The sequence below is a fragment of the Pseudomonas sp. WSY_20 genome, from assembly GCF_043104335.1.
Taxonomy (GTDB): domain Bacteria; phylum Pseudomonadota; class Gammaproteobacteria; order Pseudomonadales; family Pseudomonadaceae; genus Aquipseudomonas; species Aquipseudomonas parafulva_B.
Map to the genome: position 1 here is coordinate 54565 of NZ_JBICKP010000064.1, position 19943 is coordinate 74507.

Below are 19943 nucleotides of genomic sequence, written 5' to 3' on the forward strand. Positions count from 1 at the left end.
ACGACGCTCTGCTAAACCCGCAAATGCTTGACGAAATTGCAAGGCCGATGCCGGGCGTCGAGCTGTTCGGCAAGAATGCCTTCCCAGGCAGTACGACAGGCCCCGGTATAACCTGACAGACAACAGACCAGCGTGCGATTGCTCAGCCCTGCCAAGGCGCGGCTGTGCACGGTCGAGGCGCCGACATCCAGAATGGACAGCGCACGGAACAACTCGCCGAACCCGTCCACGCGCCGTTCGAGCAGGCATTCGACCGCCTCCGGGGTGCTGTCCCTGCCACTAAAGCCTGTTCCACCGGTGATCAACACTGCCTGCACCTGCTCGTCGGCAATCCAGGTCGCCACCTGGGCGCGTATCTTGTAGACGTCATCCTTGAGCAGAACCCGTGCAATCAGGCGGTGCCCCACCTGCACCAAGCGATCCGCCAGCAGTGCACCTGATGTGTCGTTCTCGACAGTGCGGGTATCGCTGACGGTCAAGACAGCGATGTTGAGCGGCACGAAAACCGCATTGGGTTGAACACGCACAGCACAGCTCCTTGCAGTGGGGTTACGGCCACGCTAGTAACAGGCGCTGCCAGCGTCCAATCGATAGCGCAAACGGCTCGATCGATGGCATCTATCGCCACGGTACGTTACTGTCGGCGTAACCCTTTAGCAGGCGCAGGCATGGATATCAAGCAACTGAAGTTTCTCATCGCCCTGGACCAGACTCGCCATTTTGGCCAGGCGGCTGCGTTGTGCCACATCACCCAGCCCACGCTGTCCATGCGCCTGCGTAACCTGGAAGACGAACTGGACCTGGTGCTGGTCAAGCGCGGTCAGCGGTTCGAAGGGTTCACCGAGGCGGGCGAACGCATTCTGGCCTGGGCGCGGACCCTGCTGGCCGCCCATGACGGTTTGCACGCCGAAGCTGCCCATTGCCGCGGTCAGGTGGTCGGGAGCCTGCGCCTGGGCACGGTGCCGCTGGCCAGTTTCAACCCGATGCAACTGCTGTTGCCGTTGCGGGCCAAGTACCCGGGCCTGCACTTCGAACTCAGTTCCCTAAGCTCCGAGCAGGTGATCGACGGTCTGAGCCGTAATCAACTGGACTTGGGCATCTGCTACCTGGACCAGGTCAACACGCAGTTTTTCGACGTCATCGAGCTGGGTACCACTACCATGGGCCTGCTGCACGATACCCGGCATTTTCAGTTCGAGGCCCAAAGCCTGCACTGGGACCAACTGGGCTATACGCCGCTGGGCCTGTTGAGCAAGGGCATGCATTACCGGCAGTCGCTTGACTTGAGCTTCCGTAGCCGCGGCCTGGAACCGAACGCTGTACTGGAAAGCGACTCCAGCTTCCAGCTGATCCAGGCCATCACCACTGGCCTGTGCTGCGCCATCATGCCGCTGGGGTGCGGCCTGGAAGGCCTTAGCGAGCACCTGCGCATCGTGCCGGTCACCGATGCTGCCATCCACAGCCCGGTGGGCCTGTTATTGCGCCGCAGCGAGCCCCGCTCGGCGATTGCCGAGCAGTGCTTCGCCGAGGCGCAGGTGGCACTTCAAACGCCCTGACCGCGACCCTTAGCGATACCGTTCAAGCCAGTGTGCATAGGGCGCTGGCAAGGTCCATGCAGCTTTCTCCACCCCCAGCTCCTTGGCCGCGAAATAAGCCCAGTGCGGGTCAGCCAGATGCGCACGCCCGACCGAGACCAGGTCCAGTTGTTCGGCACGTACGGCCGCTTCTGCCAATTCCGGTTTGCCAAAGCCCCATGCCGAGGTGACGGGGATACCCGCTTCGCGGCGCACGCGTTCGGCAATCGGGCCCATGAAGGCTGGGCCCCATGGAATGTTGGTGTCGGGGATGGTGAAGCCCACGCTTACGCTGAGCAGGTCCAGGCCGCCCGCCTTGAAGCGGCGCGCCAGCTCGATCGACTCTTCCAGGGTTTGCTCGTCACGACCATCGTATTCCAGCACCCCGAAGCGAGCGGTCAACGGCAGGTGCTCAGGCCACACTTCGCGTACCGCTGCCAGGGTTTCGAGCAGGAACCGGCTGCGGTTCTCGAAGCTGCCACCGTAGGCATCGGTGCGCTGGTTGGAGTGCTCGGAGAAGAAGCTCTGGCCCAGGTAACCGTGGGCAAAGTGCAGCTCGATCCACTCAAAGCCGGCGTCGCGCGCGCGGCGGGCTGCATCGACGAAGTCCTGCTTGACCCGAGCGATGTCGTCCAGGGTCATGGCGCGCGGCACCTTGGGCAGGTTGGCACCGAAGGCGATGGCCGACGGGGCGATGGTTTCCCAGCCGCGTGGATCATCGACCGCGATGTGATCATCGCCTTCCCATGGGCGGTTGGCGCTGGCCTTGCGACCGGCGTGGGCGATCTGGATGCCTGGCACGGAGCCCGCCGCCTTGATCGCCTGCACCACGGGCACGAACGCCTGGGCGTGGGCATCGCTCCAGATACCGGCGCAGCCTGGGGTAATGCGGCCTTCGGGCGATACTGCCGTGGCCTCGACTACCAATAGACCGGCACCGCCCCGGGCCATGCCAGCCAGGTGCACGTGGTGCCAGTCGTTGATCATGCCGTCTTCAGCGCGGTATTGGCACATCGGCGGGATGGCGATGCGGTTGCGCAGGGTGACGTCTTTGAGGGTATAGGGTTCGAACAGGGCTGCCATGGAACACTCCAGGATCATTGAGTACTGTAGTTCGATCATAATCGAACTATGGCAATAATGAAAAGCCCCGGTATCATGCAGACCATGCGAGCCTACAAACATCCCAATCCTGATGATCTAATTCTCGAACGCGTGCTGTACGCCTTGAGCGACCCAGTGCGCCTGGGCATCGTCCGCCATCTTGCCGGGGTGACCGAGGCCAGCTGCGGCGAGCTGGACGGAGGGCGCCCCAAGTCGAGCATGTCCCACCATTTTCGTGTGTTGAGGGACGCAGGGCTGGTACACACCCGCAACGTGGGCACCACGCACATGAACTCACTGCGCAGCGAAATGCTCGGCGAGCGTTTTCCAGGGTTGCTGGACTGCATTTTGCGGCAGGTCTGAGTGACCTACGCGCTGCCCAGGTTTCCCTAAGCGATCGCCTCACCCACCATCAAGGCTGCCGAGTGCCTGCGCGGGCGCGATCTTGCCAAAGCCCTGCCTGCCTAACCGCGCAAAAAAAAGCCACGAGGTCACCCCCGTGGCTTTCGATTACGCCAGGGCCGTGAGTTACAGGGCCATGTCGTTTTCGGGCTTGCTTTCAACCGGCTGGCTTGGCGCAACGACGCTGGTGCCGACGCTCTCGTCGATGACCGGCGGCTTGGCCAGCTGCAGCACTTCAGCGGTGTAGTTCCACTCTTTCTGCGTAGCAGCGGCCGAGTCGTTCAGCTTGGTGCCGTAGCTTGGGACGATTTCCTTGATCTTGGCCTGCCACTCTGGGGTAGCGACCTTTTCCTTGAACACGGTTTCCAGCACGTTCAGCATGATCGGCGCAGCAGTCGATGCACCTGGCGAGGCGCCCAGCAGACCGGCAATGGTGCGATCCTGAGAGGCCACCACTTCGGTGCCCAGCTTCAGCACGCCGCCCTTCTCTTCGTCACGCTTGATGATCTGCACGCGCTGACCGGCTTGCCACAGTTTCCAGTCTTCCTTCTTGGCATTCGGGAAGTAGGTGCGCAGGGCGTCGAAACGGTCGTCGTCAGACAGCATCAGCTGGCCTGCGAGGTATTCCACCAGTGGGTACTGGTCGATGCCCACGCGGGTCATTGGCCACAGGTTGTGGGTGGTGGTGCTGCTGAGCAGGTCCAGGTACGAGCCGTTCTTCAGGAACTTGGTCGAGAAGGTCGCGAATGGGCCAAACAGAATCACACGCTTGCCGTCGAGCACGCGGGTGTCCAGGTGGGGTACCGACATGGGCGGCGCACCGGTGGAAGCGATGCCGTAGGCCTTGGCCATGTGCTGCATGGCAATGGTTGGGTTCTCGGTCACCAGGAACGAGCCACCCACAGGGAAGCCTGCATATTCCTTGGCTTCCGGAATACCGGACTTCTGCAGCAGCTTCAACGCGCCGCCACCGGCCCCGATGAACAGGAACTTGGCATCGGTAGCCGACTTGCTACCGTCCTTCAGGTTCTTGTACTCGACGTGCCAGGAGCCGTCCTTGTTGCGGCTAATGTCCTGCACTTCGCTGGACAGCTTCAGGTCGAAGCCTTGCTGGGTCTGCAGGTGACCGACGAACTGGCGGGTGATTTCGCCGAAGTTCACATCAGTGCCGATTGGCGTCCAGGTGACAGCCAGCTTCTGGGCCGGGTCACGACCTTCCATCATCAGCGGGACCCACTTGGCGATCTGCGCGTGATCTTCGGAGTACTGCATGGGGCGGAACAGCGGGCTTGCCTGCAGCGCTTCATAGCGCTTCTTCAGGAACTTGATGTTGTCGTCGCCCCACACGAAGCTCATGTGCGGCGTGGTGTTGATGAACGCGCGCGGGTTCTTCAACACGCCCTGGCGTACCTGCCAGGACCAGAACTGACGGGAAATCTGGAAGGCTTCGTTGATTTCGATGGCCTTGGAGATGTTGATGTTGCCGTCTTTGTCTTCGGGGGTGTAGTTCAGCTCAGCCAGTGCGGAGTGACCGGTACCGGCGTTGTTCCAGCCGTTGGAGCTTTCTTCGGCCACGCCGTCCAGGCGCTCGACCATCTCCATCGACCAGCTCGGCTCCAGCTCGTGCAGCCAGACGGCCAGGGTGGAGCTCATGATGCCGCCGCCGACCAACAGTACGTCGACTTTCTTGGTTTCAGCGGCGTGTGCGTGCATGACAGTTGCAGCGACAGCCAGACCCAGCAAGGTCTTGCCAGCTTTCTTGAACATTGATCAATTCCAGTCAGGAGAACGGAGGTGGGCCTGTGGCTGACCCAGGTAACGCGTGTTCTTCAGCGCAGGCTTGTTATTGATCATTGTTCAGCAGCCAGAGAACCGGAAAACGAATCAGGCTTTTGTCGCATTGACCTACATCACTGAATCGTTTTTCCGATTGTAACCGAAATGCCAGCACAAACAAATTGCGCGGCCAAGCGCAAGACGACAGGTTGTCTCAGGCTGACGGCGCTTCAGGCATTGATCGACTCGAAGGCGTGCATCGGTGCTGTCTTGGGATAGAACTGAGGAAACTCCTCCTCCACGATCCATGGCTCTTTCATCACCAGGTACACATCGAGGTATTCGGAATACCCTTCCCAGATGTGCAGGTCGTTCGTCTCGGCCACGGCCCGCGACAGCACGCCCATGCCGCCGAAGCTCTTGATCATCGACACGCTGACGATCTCGCTGCCGGAATGGAACACGGTAGCAGCCTCGAGCCCGCCGCCCTGATGGTTGGCGAAACGCGAAAAAATGGAGGCGTACGGGCATTCGGGCAACGGCTTGATGACCACCGAAGGGACGGTGTCGGCACTGACTGAGCAGGCCACCACCTCGATGCGCAGGCCCTTGAGCGAGACCGAGTAGAACCCCTCGGGCATGCTGTCGCCCAGGATCACCACCATGTCGGCTTCGCCCTTGGCCAGCTTGGTGAGGTTGTCGGGGGATTCGGAACAGCTGAAGATGGGGCTGCACCCGGTCAGGTTGCTGGCCACACCGGCCATGATCTGCTGGTTGATTTCCATCGACAGGGTGCTGTTCAGGGCGACCCGCAAGGGCTGGCTCTGGCGCTCGCGCAGCTGTTTGATTTTCAGTTGCATGCGCTCGGAGCAGCGCACGATCTCCAGCACATGGGGCAGGATCCCGACCCCTTCCTGCGTCAACGACACGCCTTTGTTGGTGCGGTCAAAGAGCTTGAAGCCGCAATGGTCCTCCAGCTTTTTCAACTGCGCCGCCAGTGCCTGCACCGTGACGTGGACCTGCTCGGCGGCATCGGTGATCGACCCCGTCCTCGCGACATTGGCGATGTTTCGCAGCACCTTGATATCCATTCGACACCCCTCCCAAGACGTGCTCAAGCCCGCATGCAACAAGGCCTGGAAGGATAACGCACAACCGCCGCCGCTGTCTGCTCGGTACGTCGGCTGGCAACAAGCGGCGGTTGAGGCACCACAAAAAAAAGTGAAGTTTCTGCCATCTTTTCGCCTGCTAGATTGGCGCCCAGATTTCAACGGGAAGAGATGCCAATGCTTACACTCAAACGGAATGTTGATGACGCACTGCGCCTGAACAAGACAGTCAACGTGCTGGGCAACGACTTTGCACTCAACGGCGGTTTTGGCCATTTCGTGGCGTTTTCCAAGAGCTGGGAAACCATGGGCGTAGACAAGTACTACGGCCAGGCCGACAAGGGTACCCGCTACCGCCGCTACAGCGATTTCGACTTCAACCCAGCGACCGGCGAGCTGCAGCAGCTCGAACACCGTGCCTATGAACAGTCCGAGGCCCATAACCAGTATGTGGGCGGCGTGCGGCGCCACTTCGACGATGTGTCCAGCGATGTCTTCAACTCGCCGGTGCTGCGCGCCCTGATCAAGCTGGACTTCGACGTGTACAAGGCCGTGCTGCCTGAAGAACTGCACAACGTGCCTTGGCAGTGCCAGGTTCACCAGATCCGCATCGAGGTCAAACCCGGCGAGCAAATCGAAATCACGCCCGAAGGCATCCATTGCGACGGCTACCCTTTCAGCGGCGTGCACTTCTGGGGCCGTCACAACATCGAAGGCGCCACCAGCAAGGTCTACGACAAACAGTCGAACGTGATCGACTCCGGCACCTACCAGGAAATTCTCGACACCACGTATTTCCTCGACCGCGAGCTGCAGCACTACGTGACACCGGCCACCAACCCCAGCGAATCGGAAATGGGCTATCGGCAGATCATCGCCATCTCCTTCTCCCGGCCGGGGACCGAACATGACATTGTCAAATAGCCTTGAGCAGGCAACGCGCAGCGTTGCCGTGCCCGACCGCATGAACGGCCTGACCATCAAGAAGGCCACGCCGTTTCATGCCACGCGCCTGGTCAACTTCCTCAAGCGGTTCGACGAGATTGCGTTCTGCGACTGGCAGAACGAGGACCTGCTCAAGGGCCTGTTGAGCCATGACAACACGTTCTGCTACCTGGCGGAAAACCACAGCGGGGCGATCATCGGTGCCGTGGCCGGAGGGGCGATGGGTACACGCGGTACCATCAACCACCTGGCCGTGTCGCCAGACTATCGCCACAGCCGCATCGGCACGTCGCTGACCACCTCGATCCTCAACGACTTCCGTCAGCATGGCATCCGCCGGGTGTTTCTGTTCATCGACCAGGACAATGCGTCGGCGGTGCGCTTCTGGAACCGGCAGGGCTTCAGCCAGACGCGCGGCGAGATCACCTGCGAGGTCGATCTATGACCGACCTCGCCTTGCACCCGGTCTCGCGCAGGGAAAGCTTCGTCGATGCCTTGCCGGTGATCACCGGCTACTTCGTGGTGAGCTTCGTGTTTGGCGTGATGTGCATCAATGCCGGGCTGCCCTTGTGGCTCCCGGTGGCGATGTGCGTGTTCGTCTACGCAGGCGCCGCGCAGTTTGCGGCGCTGGCGTTGATCACCTCCGGTGCGCCGTTGCTGACCATCGCGTTGTCGACGCTGCTGATCAATTCGCGGCACATGCTCATGGCCATGTACATGGCCAAGCAGAGCGATGGGCTGGGCATCTCCCGGTCGCAAAAGCTGATGTATGCCTTTGGCCTGACCGACGAATCGTTCGCCTTGCACAGCCAACGGCTACAAGCCGGCAAGTACACCCCGCCTGGCTATCTGCTGCAGTTCAACACCTGGTGCCATGCCAGCTGGATTGCCGGCGCCCTGCTCGGCGCCGTGGCCTCCGATGCGCTGAGCCGCTTCTCCGCGTTCAAGCTGGACTACGCGCTGACCGCCATGATGATCTTCGTGCTCGTGTCGCTGTGCAACAGCCGGCCCAAGCTGATCGTCGCCCTGGTGGTGATTGCCGCGACCTGCCTACTCAACGCGCTGTACCCCTCCCCTTTGAATGTGTTCGTGGCGACGGCCGTGGGCTGTGGAGTAGGCCTATGCCTGAAGAAAAATACCTGATCGGCGCGGTGGCCTTGATGATGGCCATCACCTACTTCACCCGGGCCACGCCCCTGCTGTTCCGAATGCAGGGCACGCCCAAGGTGTTCAACGATGTCATCGAGTACCTGCCTGTGGCGATCATCGCCAGTATCACCGTGCCTGCGTTGCTGATGGCCAAGGACGGCTCGCTGATGGCAGTGAACGCCGACATGCTGGCCGCAGTGCCGGTGGTGATCGTGGCCTACTTCACCCGGAGTTTGATTTTCAGCGTGGCGGCAGGCATCGCCGCGCACGTCGCCATCACGCTTGTGGCGTGACGTCGACCTCAATTGCACCTGTGCCTGAGCGCATCGAATCTACAAGGACACCGGCATGAGCCCTGCTCATAAACACGTGACACTGGAAAACCTGAGCGAGTTTGCCCGCCTCATGCCCAAGGGCTTGCCACAGGAGCAGGTGATCGCGGCACTGGGTGAGCTGTCGCTGGAGTGCTCGCTGAACTACCAGTTGAGCAAGACGTTTCTGGCCGACGGCTGGATCGTGGAGTACCGACACCTGCGCGCTGCGGCCCGGCTGAGCACCATCAACGACCTGCTTTTGTTCGCAACCGCCGGTGGCTTGAGGGTCATCAAAGCCGATGGCACGCAGCAGATGATGAAAAGCGGCGACCAGCTTCTGCTGGCAGCGGACACCCAAGTGACGGTATGGCCGGAGGGCGAGGATGGAAATGCGAGTCTGATTGCATTGTCTTTCGAGCTGGATTTGGGGCAGGTGCTTGAAGATGTGGGGGATGAGCGGGTTTGGTAGATGAGTGACGCCCAGGGGGGATAACGGCCGCGATGGGCCGTGAAACGGCCCCGGCATGCTTGCGGTTTGCACAAGGCCCGCCCCGACAACGTCCTAGTTCGTCTCCAGCTCATACGCCTTGCTCACGAACAACGCGGCGTACAGGCTCTTGCCTTCCTTGAAGGTGTAGGTTTCCTCGAAGTCGTCCCCGGCCGCCAGCTTCTGCGCAATGGCGCATTCCGAATCGCTGTGCTGCTTGGCCTTGGTGCCAAAATCGCTGCTCCAGGTTGAAAGCCCTACTTGTTGGCAGAAGTCGGCAAACTTGGCGTTGGGCGTGGTGTGCTGGAAGGCTTCGAATGCCGTACGCATGGGCTTGAACCCGCTATAGCTGACCTCATAGCGCTCCACCTTGGCCTTGCGCGCCAAGTCCGATACTGCGCCGCTGAACATGGCCAGACCAGAAGGCGGGCTGAAGGCGGCGACAATCTGGCCGCCCAGGGCTGCTTTGAACTGTTCCTGCACATCATCGAGTTCGGGCATGGATTGCAAGGTGGCCTTGCGCACGATTTCGCCCACCTTCGAACCGTCGTTGCGGTGAGTGACCACGAACGTCATAACGCCCTCGCCATCGCTTGAACGCTGCAGCGTGAGGTCAAGATCGATCTTGGTCCCGAATTGCCCCGTGCTGTTGACCAGGAAAGCGCCCGTGACCGGCTGGCGCGCCGCCAGGTTCACACCCCAAGGCAGCTTCGCCTGGGACGCGCGCCCGTTGGCCGTCAGCTCGACGCCCGGCTGGATTTCGTCGCTCACATCGCAGACACGGACGATGTCCTGGCCCTGGGCCGCGATATACGGATCGGCCATCTGCATGCCCAGCAACTGGACATGGATTTCGCCGTCCTTGCTGTCACCGCTGTGCGACAGTTTTAACGCATCAGCCTTTAGAAAAACGCCGGTCACGTAGCGTGATTCGAGTGCGTTCATCTGGTACTCGGCCCAGTTGCCCAGGCCCTCCTGCATGTCCATGCCCCGCATCGAGGCCACTAAGCCGGCCATGCTGCGCATGAACTGTTGCGCGCCGTTGGTCTGCACGGCGGCCACACGTATCTCCGGGTCGGCCACTGTCAGGTTACCGGAAAGTGCCGAGTACGAAATGTCGCCTTCAGATAGCACGTCTTCGAGGAAGTAGCGTTCCTTGAAGTCTTCGTAGTAGGCCATGGCTTGCTTCTTGCCACTGCTCGAAACCACGGCATAGGTGACGCCGAGCGCTACCGCCACGACCGCCACACCGCCAATCAACTTCTGCTTTGCGTTCATCTGCTTGATCATGGGTTATGCCTCACTGGACCTGTGCCGACGCGTTGTTCCAGTCGTTCACAAACTGTTGGGAGACTTCGGGCGTCCAGTTGGAGTCGATGCCTGCATTGGGGAATTCCTTGGCCAGCACGGCGCCATAGGACACGCGGTCGGCGCAGCGCTCCTGCTCGCAGGCCTTCGGCTCGCCCACGCTGTAGGCGCGGTAGGTAGGGATGGCGCGACCGTCTTCGAGCGGGTAGTAAGGGGTAGCGTTGGCCACCTGGGCCACGTACCAGCCTTCGGGGTACTGCTGCTCGGCAACCAGACGCCCTTCGCCTGGGTGGTCGAGGGTGTAGAACTCGCCCTTCTTGCCGGTGACATGCACCATCATCGGCGTTACGTTCTGCGACGACGTAGGGTCCTGCTGCTGCAGCGGCGAAGGGTAACGCACCTTGATGCCGGCCATCTGCGCCAGTGCCTCGGTTTCACGCCCCTTGAATTCCCCCATGCGCTCCTGCAATTGCTGGTAACGCTCAAGCACACGGGTGTGTTCCCAGGCCAACTGCTGCTGACGATTGCGGGCTTCCCGCACGCGCTGCTTCTCACGCTGCTGCGCCCAGTTGGCGCCGCTGCGCACATCGAAGTACAAGCCCTGGCGGCTCATGCCGATGCGGTTGCGCACGATCTTCTGGTCATCGTTGCCCCAGATTCTGTTGGAAATGGCCGACAGGTCCTTGACGATGAGCAGGTCTGCCACGTCGGTGGTGCTCGGCGATGCGTTCTTGATCAGGTCGAAAACCTGCAGCGCAGTCTCCTTGTACTTCACCGGGTCCAGGGCGAAGGCGTCGTCCGGGGTTACGGCGACGTAGTACGGGTCGGCGAGGAAAGGCCCCACAGCGCCGTAGGTAGGCCGGGAGAACGCCAGGTATACCTTCATGTTCCGGTCGGGAATTTCGCCCACCAGCAACGCCACCTGGTCCGCTTCGGCCGTGAGGTAGCTAACCGACTTATCCTTGACCGCCGCCTCGTAACGCTTGCTGAACATCAAAGCACTGGGGTGGACGTAGATACGATTCCAGTCGTTGCCGCGGTAGGTGCCTTCGGCTTTCCAGCTGATCTTTTCGAAATTGCCCGCACCAAAGCCGGAAGCCGGACAGGGCATGGCCGGCGTGGTGCCGAACGTGAGGGTATCGCCCTCACTGATGATGGTGCTATTGAGCACCCACTTGCAGCCCGCCGCATCGGTGATCTGCATCAGCTTGTTGTTCTTCAGCACCACTGAACGGCCATAGTCCGAGGTGGGCGCAGCCGCGACGGCTGCGCCGGCTACCTTGGGCGCGACGGCAGGTGCTGCCGCCGGTTCAGGTGCGGGCGCTGGGGTTGGGGTGGGGACAGCGGCCGGTTCTGGCTTGTTGGTCGGCGCTGGGGCAGCCGCCACGGCCGGTGCTGGGGCCTCGGCAGGCGCAGGCGTAGCGGCAGGTGCGGATGCCTCTGCTGGTGCTGGCGCAGATGATGGCGCTGGCGTTTGAGCCTGCTGGGGGGCTGGCGCCGTGGCTGCGGCAGGTGCAGCAGCCAGGTTCATCAGGCCCAGGTTGCCGGCAGTGCCAGCGCCGCTGGCATACAGCGTGCCCTTGTCATCGACCGCTTTCCAACTGACCTTGGCCGTGGAGCAGTCCTTGGCGAACACGAACGGCAACTTGTTCAGCAAGCCCGAAAGCATGTCCGGGTTGTCCCAGACAGGTCGGGTGATGGTCAGCTCGACCTCGGGCTTGCACCAGGTCGCGGCCTCACCGGGCACTTCGACCTTGATATTGTCCTTCTTCGAAAACGCCAGCTCGTGGGCGAAAGCCTGCGGTACCAGACCGCAAGCACCGATCACGGCGAGCGCAAGGGCGTGCTTTTTCATGGAGGTTCTCAAATCAGTTCCCAGGTGCCATTGGCCTGTTTGCAGAAGGTGTTCTGTTCCTGTTCGGTCTTGCCTTCCTTGGACTTCAGGCTGACCGTCACAGGGCGACAAGCCGCTTCGGCAGCGACGGTCTGGGTAGGCAGGTTTTGCAGCGTATCCAGGTCGAAGCCTTGGGTTTCGCTACTGGCCGCCACATCCAGCTCATCCAGGTTCACTGCCGGAGTAACCCGCTTGGCCACGGCCTGTGCCTTGGGCTCGACATAGTCCTTGTGCACGTAACCGACCGTCACGCCTTTGCGCCCTACCAGCACCCAGTCGCCCGTTGAACCGACGGCCGTGAATTCGGTGTGGTTCTTCAGGCTGCCGACTTTTTCGCCCTTGGCGTTGGGCGCCGCACGCACATTGAGGTTATCGCTGGTGGTCACGTAGGGTTCGTTGATCAGCTTCATCGACGGAACGGCCTGGATCTTCGGCGCACGCTTGACCTCGACCTGCTTGGTCTTGGTGTAGGTCTTGCCCGTCACGATCTGCGCGGTGGCGCCGGAGTGGTCGGACTTCCAGGTCACCGGCTGTGCACTGGCCGTGGCCTGTTGCTGGCTCAGCACTTCCTGGGTGCGCAAGGCCAGGGCCTGCTGGTCTTTTTCATCGAGCATGTTGCCGATGCGGTTACCCACGTAGGCACCGATGCCGCCTGCGATCAAGGCAGCCGCCAGTTTGCCGTTGCCGCTGCCCATGGTCGAACCGATGGCAACACCCGCCAGACCGCCGATCACGGTGCCGGCCTGTTCCTTGCTGATGCCAAGCTGGGCGCAGGCGGTGGTCGAGGCGATGGCGACGGCCAAGAGGGAGGCGATGAATTTCTTATGCACGTGGATCACTCCATTTTCCAGTGGACGCACAGCCGTGAACCGCAGCCTTCGGGCAGCAGCGTGGGCGTGGTGTGGTGGGTTTGCAGAGGGGCGCCAGTGGCAGCCGCAGAAGGCGACGCCACGGATGAGCGAACAGTGATGGGTAGGTATGGCGAAGCGCAAAGCATCCAACGAATCCATGTCAGGAAGCGTTCATCGCCCGGCGCGCGTAGTCATTACGGCGTGTTGTTCGGGCGTGAGTGGCGAACAGAGGCCGGCATTGTAGCGCAGGTGGTGAATGGCAGATCAAGACAAAATGTTGCGGAGGGCTGAGCGGCAGGGGATCGCTGTGATCGGTACTTTTGGGTCTCCGAACTCAGATTAATCCACTTACTTGTAGGCCGTTTCCGAAACATACTGCCCCGCTGCTCAAACGGTTGCGATGGAGCAGGTCGCCTTCTAGTCTCGGCGGGTCGTTGCAGATCAACGACCGGCTTTGACAGGCAGACCCTTCTCCCCACACGTGCAACCCTTATGGCGGTGGTACGTAGGGCACCTTGTGTGCGCTGAGTCTCCGGAGTCCTCGGTCTGTCAACCCGCGTATCGCTGCCACCCTCTTGTTTGACAGCAAGGCTGTAGCAGCCCGACTGACTCTGTTGAAGCGATGAGTTGTCACAATCCTTCGGTTGACCCAGCGGTGCAGGGAACAGGAATACCGACTGAGGAATTTAGGGATCCTATGAATTCAAGGAAGCCCGCTTAGAGGCTCAAACCAAATATGAACCACTCAATCAGACTCGCCAACCTAGCGGATATTGATGCGATTTTTGATATTCGAACCAGCGTGCACGAAAATCACTTATCCCGTGAGCAGCTAGCCGCAATGGGAATTAGCCCCATTACGGTAAGGCAGGCCATTTTAGAGGCCCCCTGTGCTTGGATTGCCGAGGTCAATGGTGCCCCTGTAGGTTTTTCTATGGCCGATGTCGAGGACGGGTGTGTGTTTGCCGCTTTCGTTCTACCCGGATTTGAGGGAAACGGGCTGGGCCGCAGACTCATGGAGCAAGCAGAGACGTTCCTCTTTCAACACCATCAAACGATCTGGTTAGAGACAGCTCAAGCGAGCCGTGCATGTGGCTTCTATCGGCACCTTGGCTGGCAGCCTGTGAAGAACTTGACTGAGGGTGATGTTCGCTTTGAAAAGTCTCGAAGCTAACAACCAATAAAGGTGCCCTGGATCTCATACCTGGGCGGGCATCCGCCTGATCACGCAAGCTGTGTTCGACAGACGCCTACTGGACTTGCTTGTACAGCCCGTCTCGCAAGCCTTAAAAAAGCTCTCAACAGCACCGCCACCACCCTAGTGATAAATACCATGAGACCGGGAAGCCCTAGCCCGGTTAGAGGTCTAAAAACATTGTCCTAAAATGGCCTGCTGCGTGCTGGAGGGTGAAGTTATTGCCCAAAAAACCAATATTTTCGAGCACCAATGAAAAAGCCCCCGAAAACTCAACATTTTCGGGGGCTTTGACTACTTCGCGTATGGCGGAGAGATAGGGACTTTCCGAATCCAACCCCGCAGCCCTTTAAAATCAATGGTTACATGGCTTTCAGGCGATTTTGCTACAAAATTTCGCTACAAATCCAAACCAAAAACAGCTACCTTTTTGCCATCAAAACCCACTCGGTCAGGGACGAAAATGGCAAGCGAAAACCTCCTTTTACGGTCAGGAACGTGGCACGTCCGTCTTAGCGTCCCGAAGGACGTTCGGCACGTCCTGAACCGAAGCGAGTTCACCGAATCGCTCAGGACCGGCAGCAAGCCAGAAGCTCAGGTGAAAAAGCTGGCCTACCTCTACATGTGGAAGGAGGCCATTACAAAAGCCCGGCAGCTCGTGGCAGGGCCTACCCCCGACCACCTCCCAGAAACGTCGTTTAGCGTTTCCCAGATGATCCAGACGAGCCAGCAAAACGGGCTGCTAGGCCTTGTCATGCCTAAAAATCCCGATGACGTAGACCCGAGGCTCAGCCGGGAAAGCTTGGACGAACTCGGAAGTTACATCATCGATGTAATCCTCCACACTCAAAAATGGACAACCACCAAGGAAGCCTCAGAAGCGAAATTTGACCTATACGGCCAAAAACCCTACCGCGAATATCAAGCTTTCAAAGAAAAATGGTATGAGTTGGGCGAGGAAATCCCGCTCGAAAGGAAGATTGAACGGTTCAATGACTACATTAAATTGCATAAAGCAGTAGAGCACTACGCCATCACTGCGGGGCAAGCCATCAGCGTTGGCACCATTGAAGAAATTAAGTCAATCCTCGAAGACCCCAAAAACTACAAAACCAAGTCCCCCATTACGACGAACAGAATAGCCTCATTTGAAGCCTATCAGACGAATACCAAGGGTATTATTCAAAAGACAGTCGATACGCAGGCCAATCGATTGAAAATGATGGGTGCTTGGCTTGAGGCAGAGCAACGCGACCTCAACCACGAAAGCATTGCCAGTTATCTCGATACGCTCGACCTATCCATTAAGACCAAAAAACAATACCTATTCGCAGGGTCAAGCTTTTGGAAATGGGCGATTAAACACGATGAGAATTTCAAAAAACTGCACCGTGACCAGCAATCCCCCTTTGAAAAGCACGATTTCCCAGTCAACCGCAGCAAAAGGAACGATGGATCAATGGAAAGGAAGGCATTCACCCCGGAAGACGTTACAAAGCTCCATGAAGCCGCAAAAGCCACCAAAAACCGCGAAACCCTTACAGATCTCATCCTTTTAGGTGCTTACACCGGAGCACGTATTGAAGAGCTTTGCCAGCTTCAGGCCCAAGATATCGTCAGTGAGGAAGGGATTAAATGTTTCTACTTCTACGATGGGAAGACTGCCGCCAGCGAGCGACATACCCCAATACATCCGGCGATACAGGACACCGTAGAAAGGTTGATCCGTAATTCAAAAGACGGTTTCTTGATTGAGTCACCTGCAGGAAATAAATACGGCAACCGCTCAGACGCTCTCAGTAAGCAATTCGGGCGATTAAAGACCAGCCTCAACTATAATAGCCAGTTTGTATTCCACAGCTTCCGCAAGACCGTTATCACGCAATTACAACGTGCAGACGTGCCGGGAATACTCATTGCCTCAATTGTCGGACATGAGACAGGTACAGTCACGTTTGACGTATACAGTGCAGGGCCAAGTCCAAAGCAAAAACACGACGCGATATCAAAACTAAAATACGAGCTAAAATCTTAAAATCGCAAGCGTTACACGTTAAAATTCAGAACAATAATCAAAGGCTCCAAAGCTCTTACCCACCAGAAGAGCTTTTGACCTTCCCTAAACTACCATCTTTTTTTACAAATCGTCTCGCATAATGCACTCCCCTGCACACGCCTCATGTGCACGCACACGCACGCCCGCGTCTTTAGTTATCAATATATAGATATCAAATATACTAGATAACAATAATAAAGATTACTACACCGCACGCACGCATACACAACCGCCACACACAAAACAATCAGCACAATCATGCTTGATATACATTTTTTATGTGGTTCAATATATGTATATGGCTCAAATTTTCAAAGAAGCCCTTTAAAGCATACCTGCTATGTTAACCATCCCACTTTTGCTACGCAAAAGATGTGACGGTTAACGCAGGTGCCTAGTCGGCAGGATAGAAGCAAAAGCCAAGAGCAAAAACAAACCCACCACTGAGGATAAAATGAATGACACCAATTTGCAGACAATCACACTAACCAAAAGAGACAGGAACTATTCCAACCTCAAGGGGCTGGACAGTTCGCTGAAACACTCGCTTAGACTGGACCAAAACGAGTATGACGACTTTGAATTCAACCCCAATCCAGACCACCCAAATATCGCCATTGTAGGTGGCGTTGAACAAGTATTAACTAGGGAATTGGCAGAGCAATTGCTGGCCGACTTCAACGACCAACTACAAACCAAACTCAAAGCAACAGAAGCGACTGACGAGATAGCAGCAGAAAAAGAAAAGCTCCGAAAACTAAAATCCAAGCTGGTTAAATTCATCAACGCAACCGAACCCACCCAAATAAAAGAATACGTCACATCGGTTATGGAGGGAGAAAGGCCGTTGGTAGTCGGAGACTACGCCGCCCTACTCAATCAGCACAGAATCAGCCGTGTAGCTCAGCGTATCGACCTTCTAGAGAACTACACCACCAAGAAGCGAGAGATCGAGCAAAACGCACCAGATCGAGCCGTATCAAGGACGGTCAACAGGGTTAAAGAAATCATCCTTGTGATACCTGAACCCAATAAATTGGCTATCACAAAGGGATACACAGACCTTTTGCAGAAAGCCATGCATCAGTTCTATCAAAATAACTTCCCTAATAACGACATCTTATTTTCATTCAGCCACTTGGACGAGACAACCAACCACGTTCACGCCTTCCTTGACCTTCAAAATACGAAAACTGGAAAATATGATTTTTCAGCCCAAGAATTTGAGTTCGCATCGCAATACTATGCGAAGAACAAGGCCCGACTTGACAAGATATCCGAGCCGCCGAAATTAGAAGACTTCAAACTGCCCAACCGCAGCGAAGAAAAGCAGAACCACAGATTTATTCGAGCACGCGAATCATGGAAGTCAAAAGTGATGCAGGTGGCTTTCTATGAGCACTTTAACAGCTTAGCGGCTGCATATGGCTTGCAAGCCAAATTCCTACCTAAAACAAAGGAAAACACCGAATATTTAAGCCCTATTGAAAAGGAAGCCAAAAAACCGAAAAGTGAACGAAGCCACAACTATTACACCAGACAGCTAGAAAAGCTGCAGCAAGAACTAACCAGTAAGGAGGTCGAACTTATCGAGCAAAGGGCCACTGTCGTCACACTTAACACCACGATAAAAGACCTACAAGGAACGGCTAGCAACTACAAAGCAACCATACAGAGCTTAGAAATACAGGCCAGCGAGCAGAGAAAAGAAAATGCCGAGCTAGATAGTCAAAAGCAGAAATTAGACGACGAAATAACGGTAAAAACCACAAAGTCTGCAGAGCTGTCATCTAATTTCAAAACCATGAAATCCAGAATGACAAAAGAACTAAATGAACTACGCAAGAAAATTAAAGAGGACACCAGCAGAAAAACCATCTTGGAAAAAGCAATCAAGGCATACGAGGAAGAGCTTGAGCCTTTGATGAAACGTTTTGATATTTTGGTGGATCGACTACTTGAAGCCCGAAGGCTCGACGAGAACCCAGAGCAATACTATAAGAGATTACGAGAAAACACGTATGAAATGGCTAGTCGTTTGGGCAAAGAGAAACGAAAGGACTATCTATTCAACGTTGCCGAACAACTCAAAGAACAGGGTTTGGACGATACGCAAGCCGCATTAGGATTTACCGACAAAGTAAAACTGTGGGCATCTGATACGTTCACCAGCAAGCAAGTGGTTGAATTCGACAAGGAAGAAGCCGAGCAGGCGAAGCAGGCAAGAAAGAGAAGACTTCTAAAACCTAAGCCACTAAGCCCATTTCAAGACCCTTACGACCCGTTTCAATAGTCAAACCATTAGATAATAGAAACCCGCTGGAAAGCGGGATTTTTAGCATCCAAATTTGACAAACCTCGAAAGTGTGGCAACTTGAAAGGAGCAGAAAAAGAAAACCACCTTGGGGAAGGTGGCGAAAGATACTACTACAATATTTTATAAAACTTACACCTCCATTTAATCACCAAATAATTTATTGTCAAGTCATCTCCCAAGGTTTTCTTTTTCTAAATAACCAATTAGAAGAGGATGACGATGGGATGCGTAAAATTATTTGAGGACTACTTACCAAAGAGACCTTATCACACCGATGATATAATCAGCGGCTTAAAAATCAACAAAAAAGAAAAAGCGAAACTTGCTCGTCTGGTCCAACCAAACGGCCCAACCCATAGATATTGGATGGTTTTCGATCTGGACAAGACCAACGCGGGGCTGCACTGGGATGACGTTGGAGCACCAGCCCCTAACCTAATCGCTCGAAATCCGGCCAATGGGCACGCCCATTTGCTCTACCTGCTACAAACCCCTGTCCGAACCGCAATCGACGGTAAAACAGCCCCTTTACGCTATGCTGCGGCCATCGAAGCGGGTCTGCGTAACCGTTTAGGTGCAGACCGAGGCTATTCCGGGTTGATCTGCAAAAACCCGATCAACTCCCATTGGATCGTTACCGAGTGGCAGGCCGATCCATATACCTTGGACGACTTAGCCGAATACGTTGATTTAACCCCTGAAAAGGCCAGAGAGACGCCTGTAGAGGATTACGGCTTGGGCCGTAACTGTATGCTTTTTGACCAATTAAGAGCGTGGGCATACAAGGCAATCCGTCAGGGATGGCCGACGTATGAACAATGGCTAAACGCTTGCCTTGACCGTGCCATAGGCTACAACGTTAATTTTACTACGCCGTTGGACATATCCGAGGTTAAACACACAGCCAAGAGCGTAGCGAAGTGGACACATAGAAACTTTACCCGTGGCTCCTTTGACGATTATGTCGCCAGAACTCACACAAGCGAGATGCAGGCATTCAGAGGTAAGAAAGGCGGTAGACCCGCCACAACAACTGCGAACGGTAGACCTTGGGTGGAGTTGGGCGTTAGCAGAGCGACTTGGTACAGGTTACAAAATCGAAAATAGTATTATAATGGTGAGACAAAAGCCTATATCAGATAGTAGCACCCGGTGAGGGTGTTTCTTCTTCCCCCCTCCCCCATACCTACCCACATATACATACACCGCACCACCGATAGCCATAAAACGCAAGGAAACGGTTAAAATCTGCGTTTATTTATCTTATTGATACGAAGACACCAAACCACACCACTACATGCCTAAAATAACCGAATGGGTAAGCGACCACCCTGCAGCACCTAACCAGCACCCCTATACTTCCCAAGGTTTGGAGATATATCCCTGAACCTATATGTATGTATACATACATATCAACCTTCTCTCCTGATGAAAATTTCACACTTTCTCAAATTCATCGAAA

At 56.5% G+C, this 19943-nt stretch carries 18 protein-coding genes; 11 read left to right on the forward strand and 7 right to left on the reverse strand.

Annotated features, from left to right (window positions below):
• Window positions 1-11: 11 nt before the first annotated feature.
• Window positions 12-527: a molybdenum cofactor biosynthesis protein B gene (gene moaB, locus ACF8E5_RS15505; RefSeq protein ID WP_078478147.1), complete on the reverse strand. Its 516-nt coding sequence runs from the start codon at window positions 525-527 to the stop codon at window positions 12-14.
• A gap of 141 nt (window positions 528-668) precedes the next feature.
• Between moaB and ACF8E5_RS15510 the strand changes: the two genes are divergently transcribed.
• Window positions 669-1556 carry a LysR family transcriptional regulator gene (locus ACF8E5_RS15510; protein WP_392475500.1) on the forward strand — a complete coding sequence of 296 codons (888 nt, stop codon included), beginning with the start codon at window positions 669-671 and terminating at the stop codon, window positions 1554-1556.
• Window positions 1557-1565: 9 nt separating this feature from the next.
• On the opposite strand, the gene xenA is transcribed toward ACF8E5_RS15510, so the two are convergent.
• Window positions 1566-2657: a xenobiotic reductase XenA gene (gene xenA / locus ACF8E5_RS15515; protein ID WP_027914248.1), complete on the reverse strand. Its 1092-nt coding sequence runs from the start codon at window positions 2655-2657 to the stop codon at window positions 1566-1568.
• 48 nt (window positions 2658-2705) lie between these two features.
• Here xenA and ACF8E5_RS15520 point away from each other — a divergent pair, with 48 nt between their 5' ends.
• The gene (locus tag ACF8E5_RS15520) at window positions 2706-3041 is read left to right on the forward strand and encodes an ArsR/SmtB family transcription factor (protein WP_367599009.1); all 336 of its coding nucleotides are present in this window, start codon (window positions 2706-2708) and stop codon (window positions 3039-3041) included.
• A gap of 165 nt (window positions 3042-3206) precedes the next feature.
• On the opposite strand, the gene mqo is transcribed toward ACF8E5_RS15520, so the two are convergent.
• Both mqo and ACF8E5_RS15530 read right to left on the reverse strand, forming a co-directional pair.
• The gene (gene mqo, locus ACF8E5_RS15525; protein ID WP_392475501.1) at window positions 3207-4847 is read right to left on the reverse strand and encodes a malate dehydrogenase (quinone); all 1641 of its coding nucleotides are present in this window, start codon (window positions 4845-4847) and stop codon (window positions 3207-3209) included.
• 239 nt (window positions 4848-5086) lie between these two features.
• Window positions 5087-5947: a LysR family transcriptional regulator gene (locus ACF8E5_RS15530; RefSeq protein ID WP_058605469.1), complete on the reverse strand. Its 861-nt coding sequence runs from the start codon at window positions 5945-5947 to the stop codon at window positions 5087-5089.
• Between the two features lie 195 nt (window positions 5948-6142).
• On the opposite strand from ACF8E5_RS15530, the gene ACF8E5_RS15535 reads away from it, so the two are divergent.
• From ACF8E5_RS15535 to ACF8E5_RS15555, 5 genes are read left to right on the forward strand one after another with little or no spacing between them, the layout of a single operon-like run.
• Window positions 6143-6889 carry a 2OG-Fe dioxygenase family protein gene (locus tag ACF8E5_RS15535; RefSeq protein WP_058638484.1) on the forward strand — a complete coding sequence of 249 codons (747 nt, stop codon included), beginning with the start codon at window positions 6143-6145 and terminating at the stop codon, window positions 6887-6889.
• Window positions 6873-7355: an N-acetyltransferase gene (locus ACF8E5_RS15540; protein WP_145129942.1), complete on the forward strand. Its 483-nt coding sequence runs from the start codon at window positions 6873-6875 to the stop codon at window positions 7353-7355. The genes ACF8E5_RS15535 and ACF8E5_RS15540 overlap by 17 nt, the downstream gene beginning before the upstream one ends.
• Entirely contained in the window at window positions 7352-8053 is a 702-nt protein-coding gene (locus ACF8E5_RS15545) for an AzlC family ABC transporter permease (protein ID WP_027914243.1), read from the forward strand. Before ACF8E5_RS15540 ends, ACF8E5_RS15545 begins: the two co-directional genes overlap by 4 nt.
• Complete coding sequence (locus ACF8E5_RS15550) at window positions 8032-8352, forward strand: AzlD domain-containing protein (protein ID WP_023536306.1); 321 nt, start codon at window positions 8032-8034, stop codon at window positions 8350-8352. The genes ACF8E5_RS15545 and ACF8E5_RS15550 overlap by 22 nt, the downstream gene beginning before the upstream one ends.
• 55 nt (window positions 8353-8407) lie before the next feature.
• Window positions 8408-8842, forward strand: a complete 435-nt coding sequence (locus ACF8E5_RS15555) for a hypothetical protein (protein WP_392475502.1) — start codon at window positions 8408-8410, stop codon at window positions 8840-8842.
• A 93-nt stretch (window positions 8843-8935) separates the two neighbouring features.
• On the opposite strand, the gene ACF8E5_RS15560 is transcribed toward ACF8E5_RS15555, so the two are convergent.
• Genes ACF8E5_RS15560 through ACF8E5_RS15570 form a run of 3 tightly spaced genes read right to left on the reverse strand, consistent with a single transcriptional unit; the run spans window position 8936 to window position 12892 of the window.
• Complete coding sequence (locus ACF8E5_RS15560) at window positions 8936-10150, reverse strand: hypothetical protein (RefSeq protein ID WP_392475503.1); 1215 nt, start codon at window positions 10148-10150, stop codon at window positions 8936-8938.
• A 10-nt stretch (window positions 10151-10160) separates the two neighbouring features.
• The gene (locus tag ACF8E5_RS15565; protein WP_392475504.1) at window positions 10161-12023 is read right to left on the reverse strand and encodes a hypothetical protein; all 1863 of its coding nucleotides are present in this window, start codon (window positions 12021-12023) and stop codon (window positions 10161-10163) included.
• A gap of 8 nt (window positions 12024-12031) precedes the next feature.
• Entirely contained in the window at window positions 12032-12892 is an 861-nt protein-coding gene (locus ACF8E5_RS15570; protein WP_058604344.1) for an SH3 domain-containing protein, read from the reverse strand.
• 757 nt (window positions 12893-13649) lie between these two features.
• Between ACF8E5_RS15570 and ACF8E5_RS15575 the strand changes: the two genes are divergently transcribed.
• From ACF8E5_RS15575 to ACF8E5_RS15590, 4 genes are all read left to right on the forward strand, one after another.
• The gene (locus ACF8E5_RS15575; protein ID WP_058638488.1) at window positions 13650-14087 is read left to right on the forward strand and encodes a GNAT family N-acetyltransferase; all 438 of its coding nucleotides are present in this window, start codon (window positions 13650-13652) and stop codon (window positions 14085-14087) included.
• A gap of 484 nt (window positions 14088-14571) precedes the next feature.
• Complete coding sequence (locus ACF8E5_RS15580; RefSeq protein ID WP_306579469.1) at window positions 14572-16143, forward strand: site-specific integrase; 1572 nt, start codon at window positions 14572-14574, stop codon at window positions 16141-16143.
• Between the two features lie 475 nt (window positions 16144-16618).
• Window positions 16619-18457 carry a hypothetical protein gene (locus ACF8E5_RS15585; protein ID WP_392475506.1) on the forward strand — a complete coding sequence of 613 codons (1839 nt, stop codon included), beginning with the start codon at window positions 16619-16621 and terminating at the stop codon, window positions 18455-18457.
• A gap of 243 nt (window positions 18458-18700) precedes the next feature.
• Entirely contained in the window at window positions 18701-19588 is an 888-nt protein-coding gene (locus tag ACF8E5_RS15590; protein WP_279804856.1) for a replication initiation protein, read from the forward strand.
• Window positions 19589-19943 lie beyond the last annotated feature (355 nt).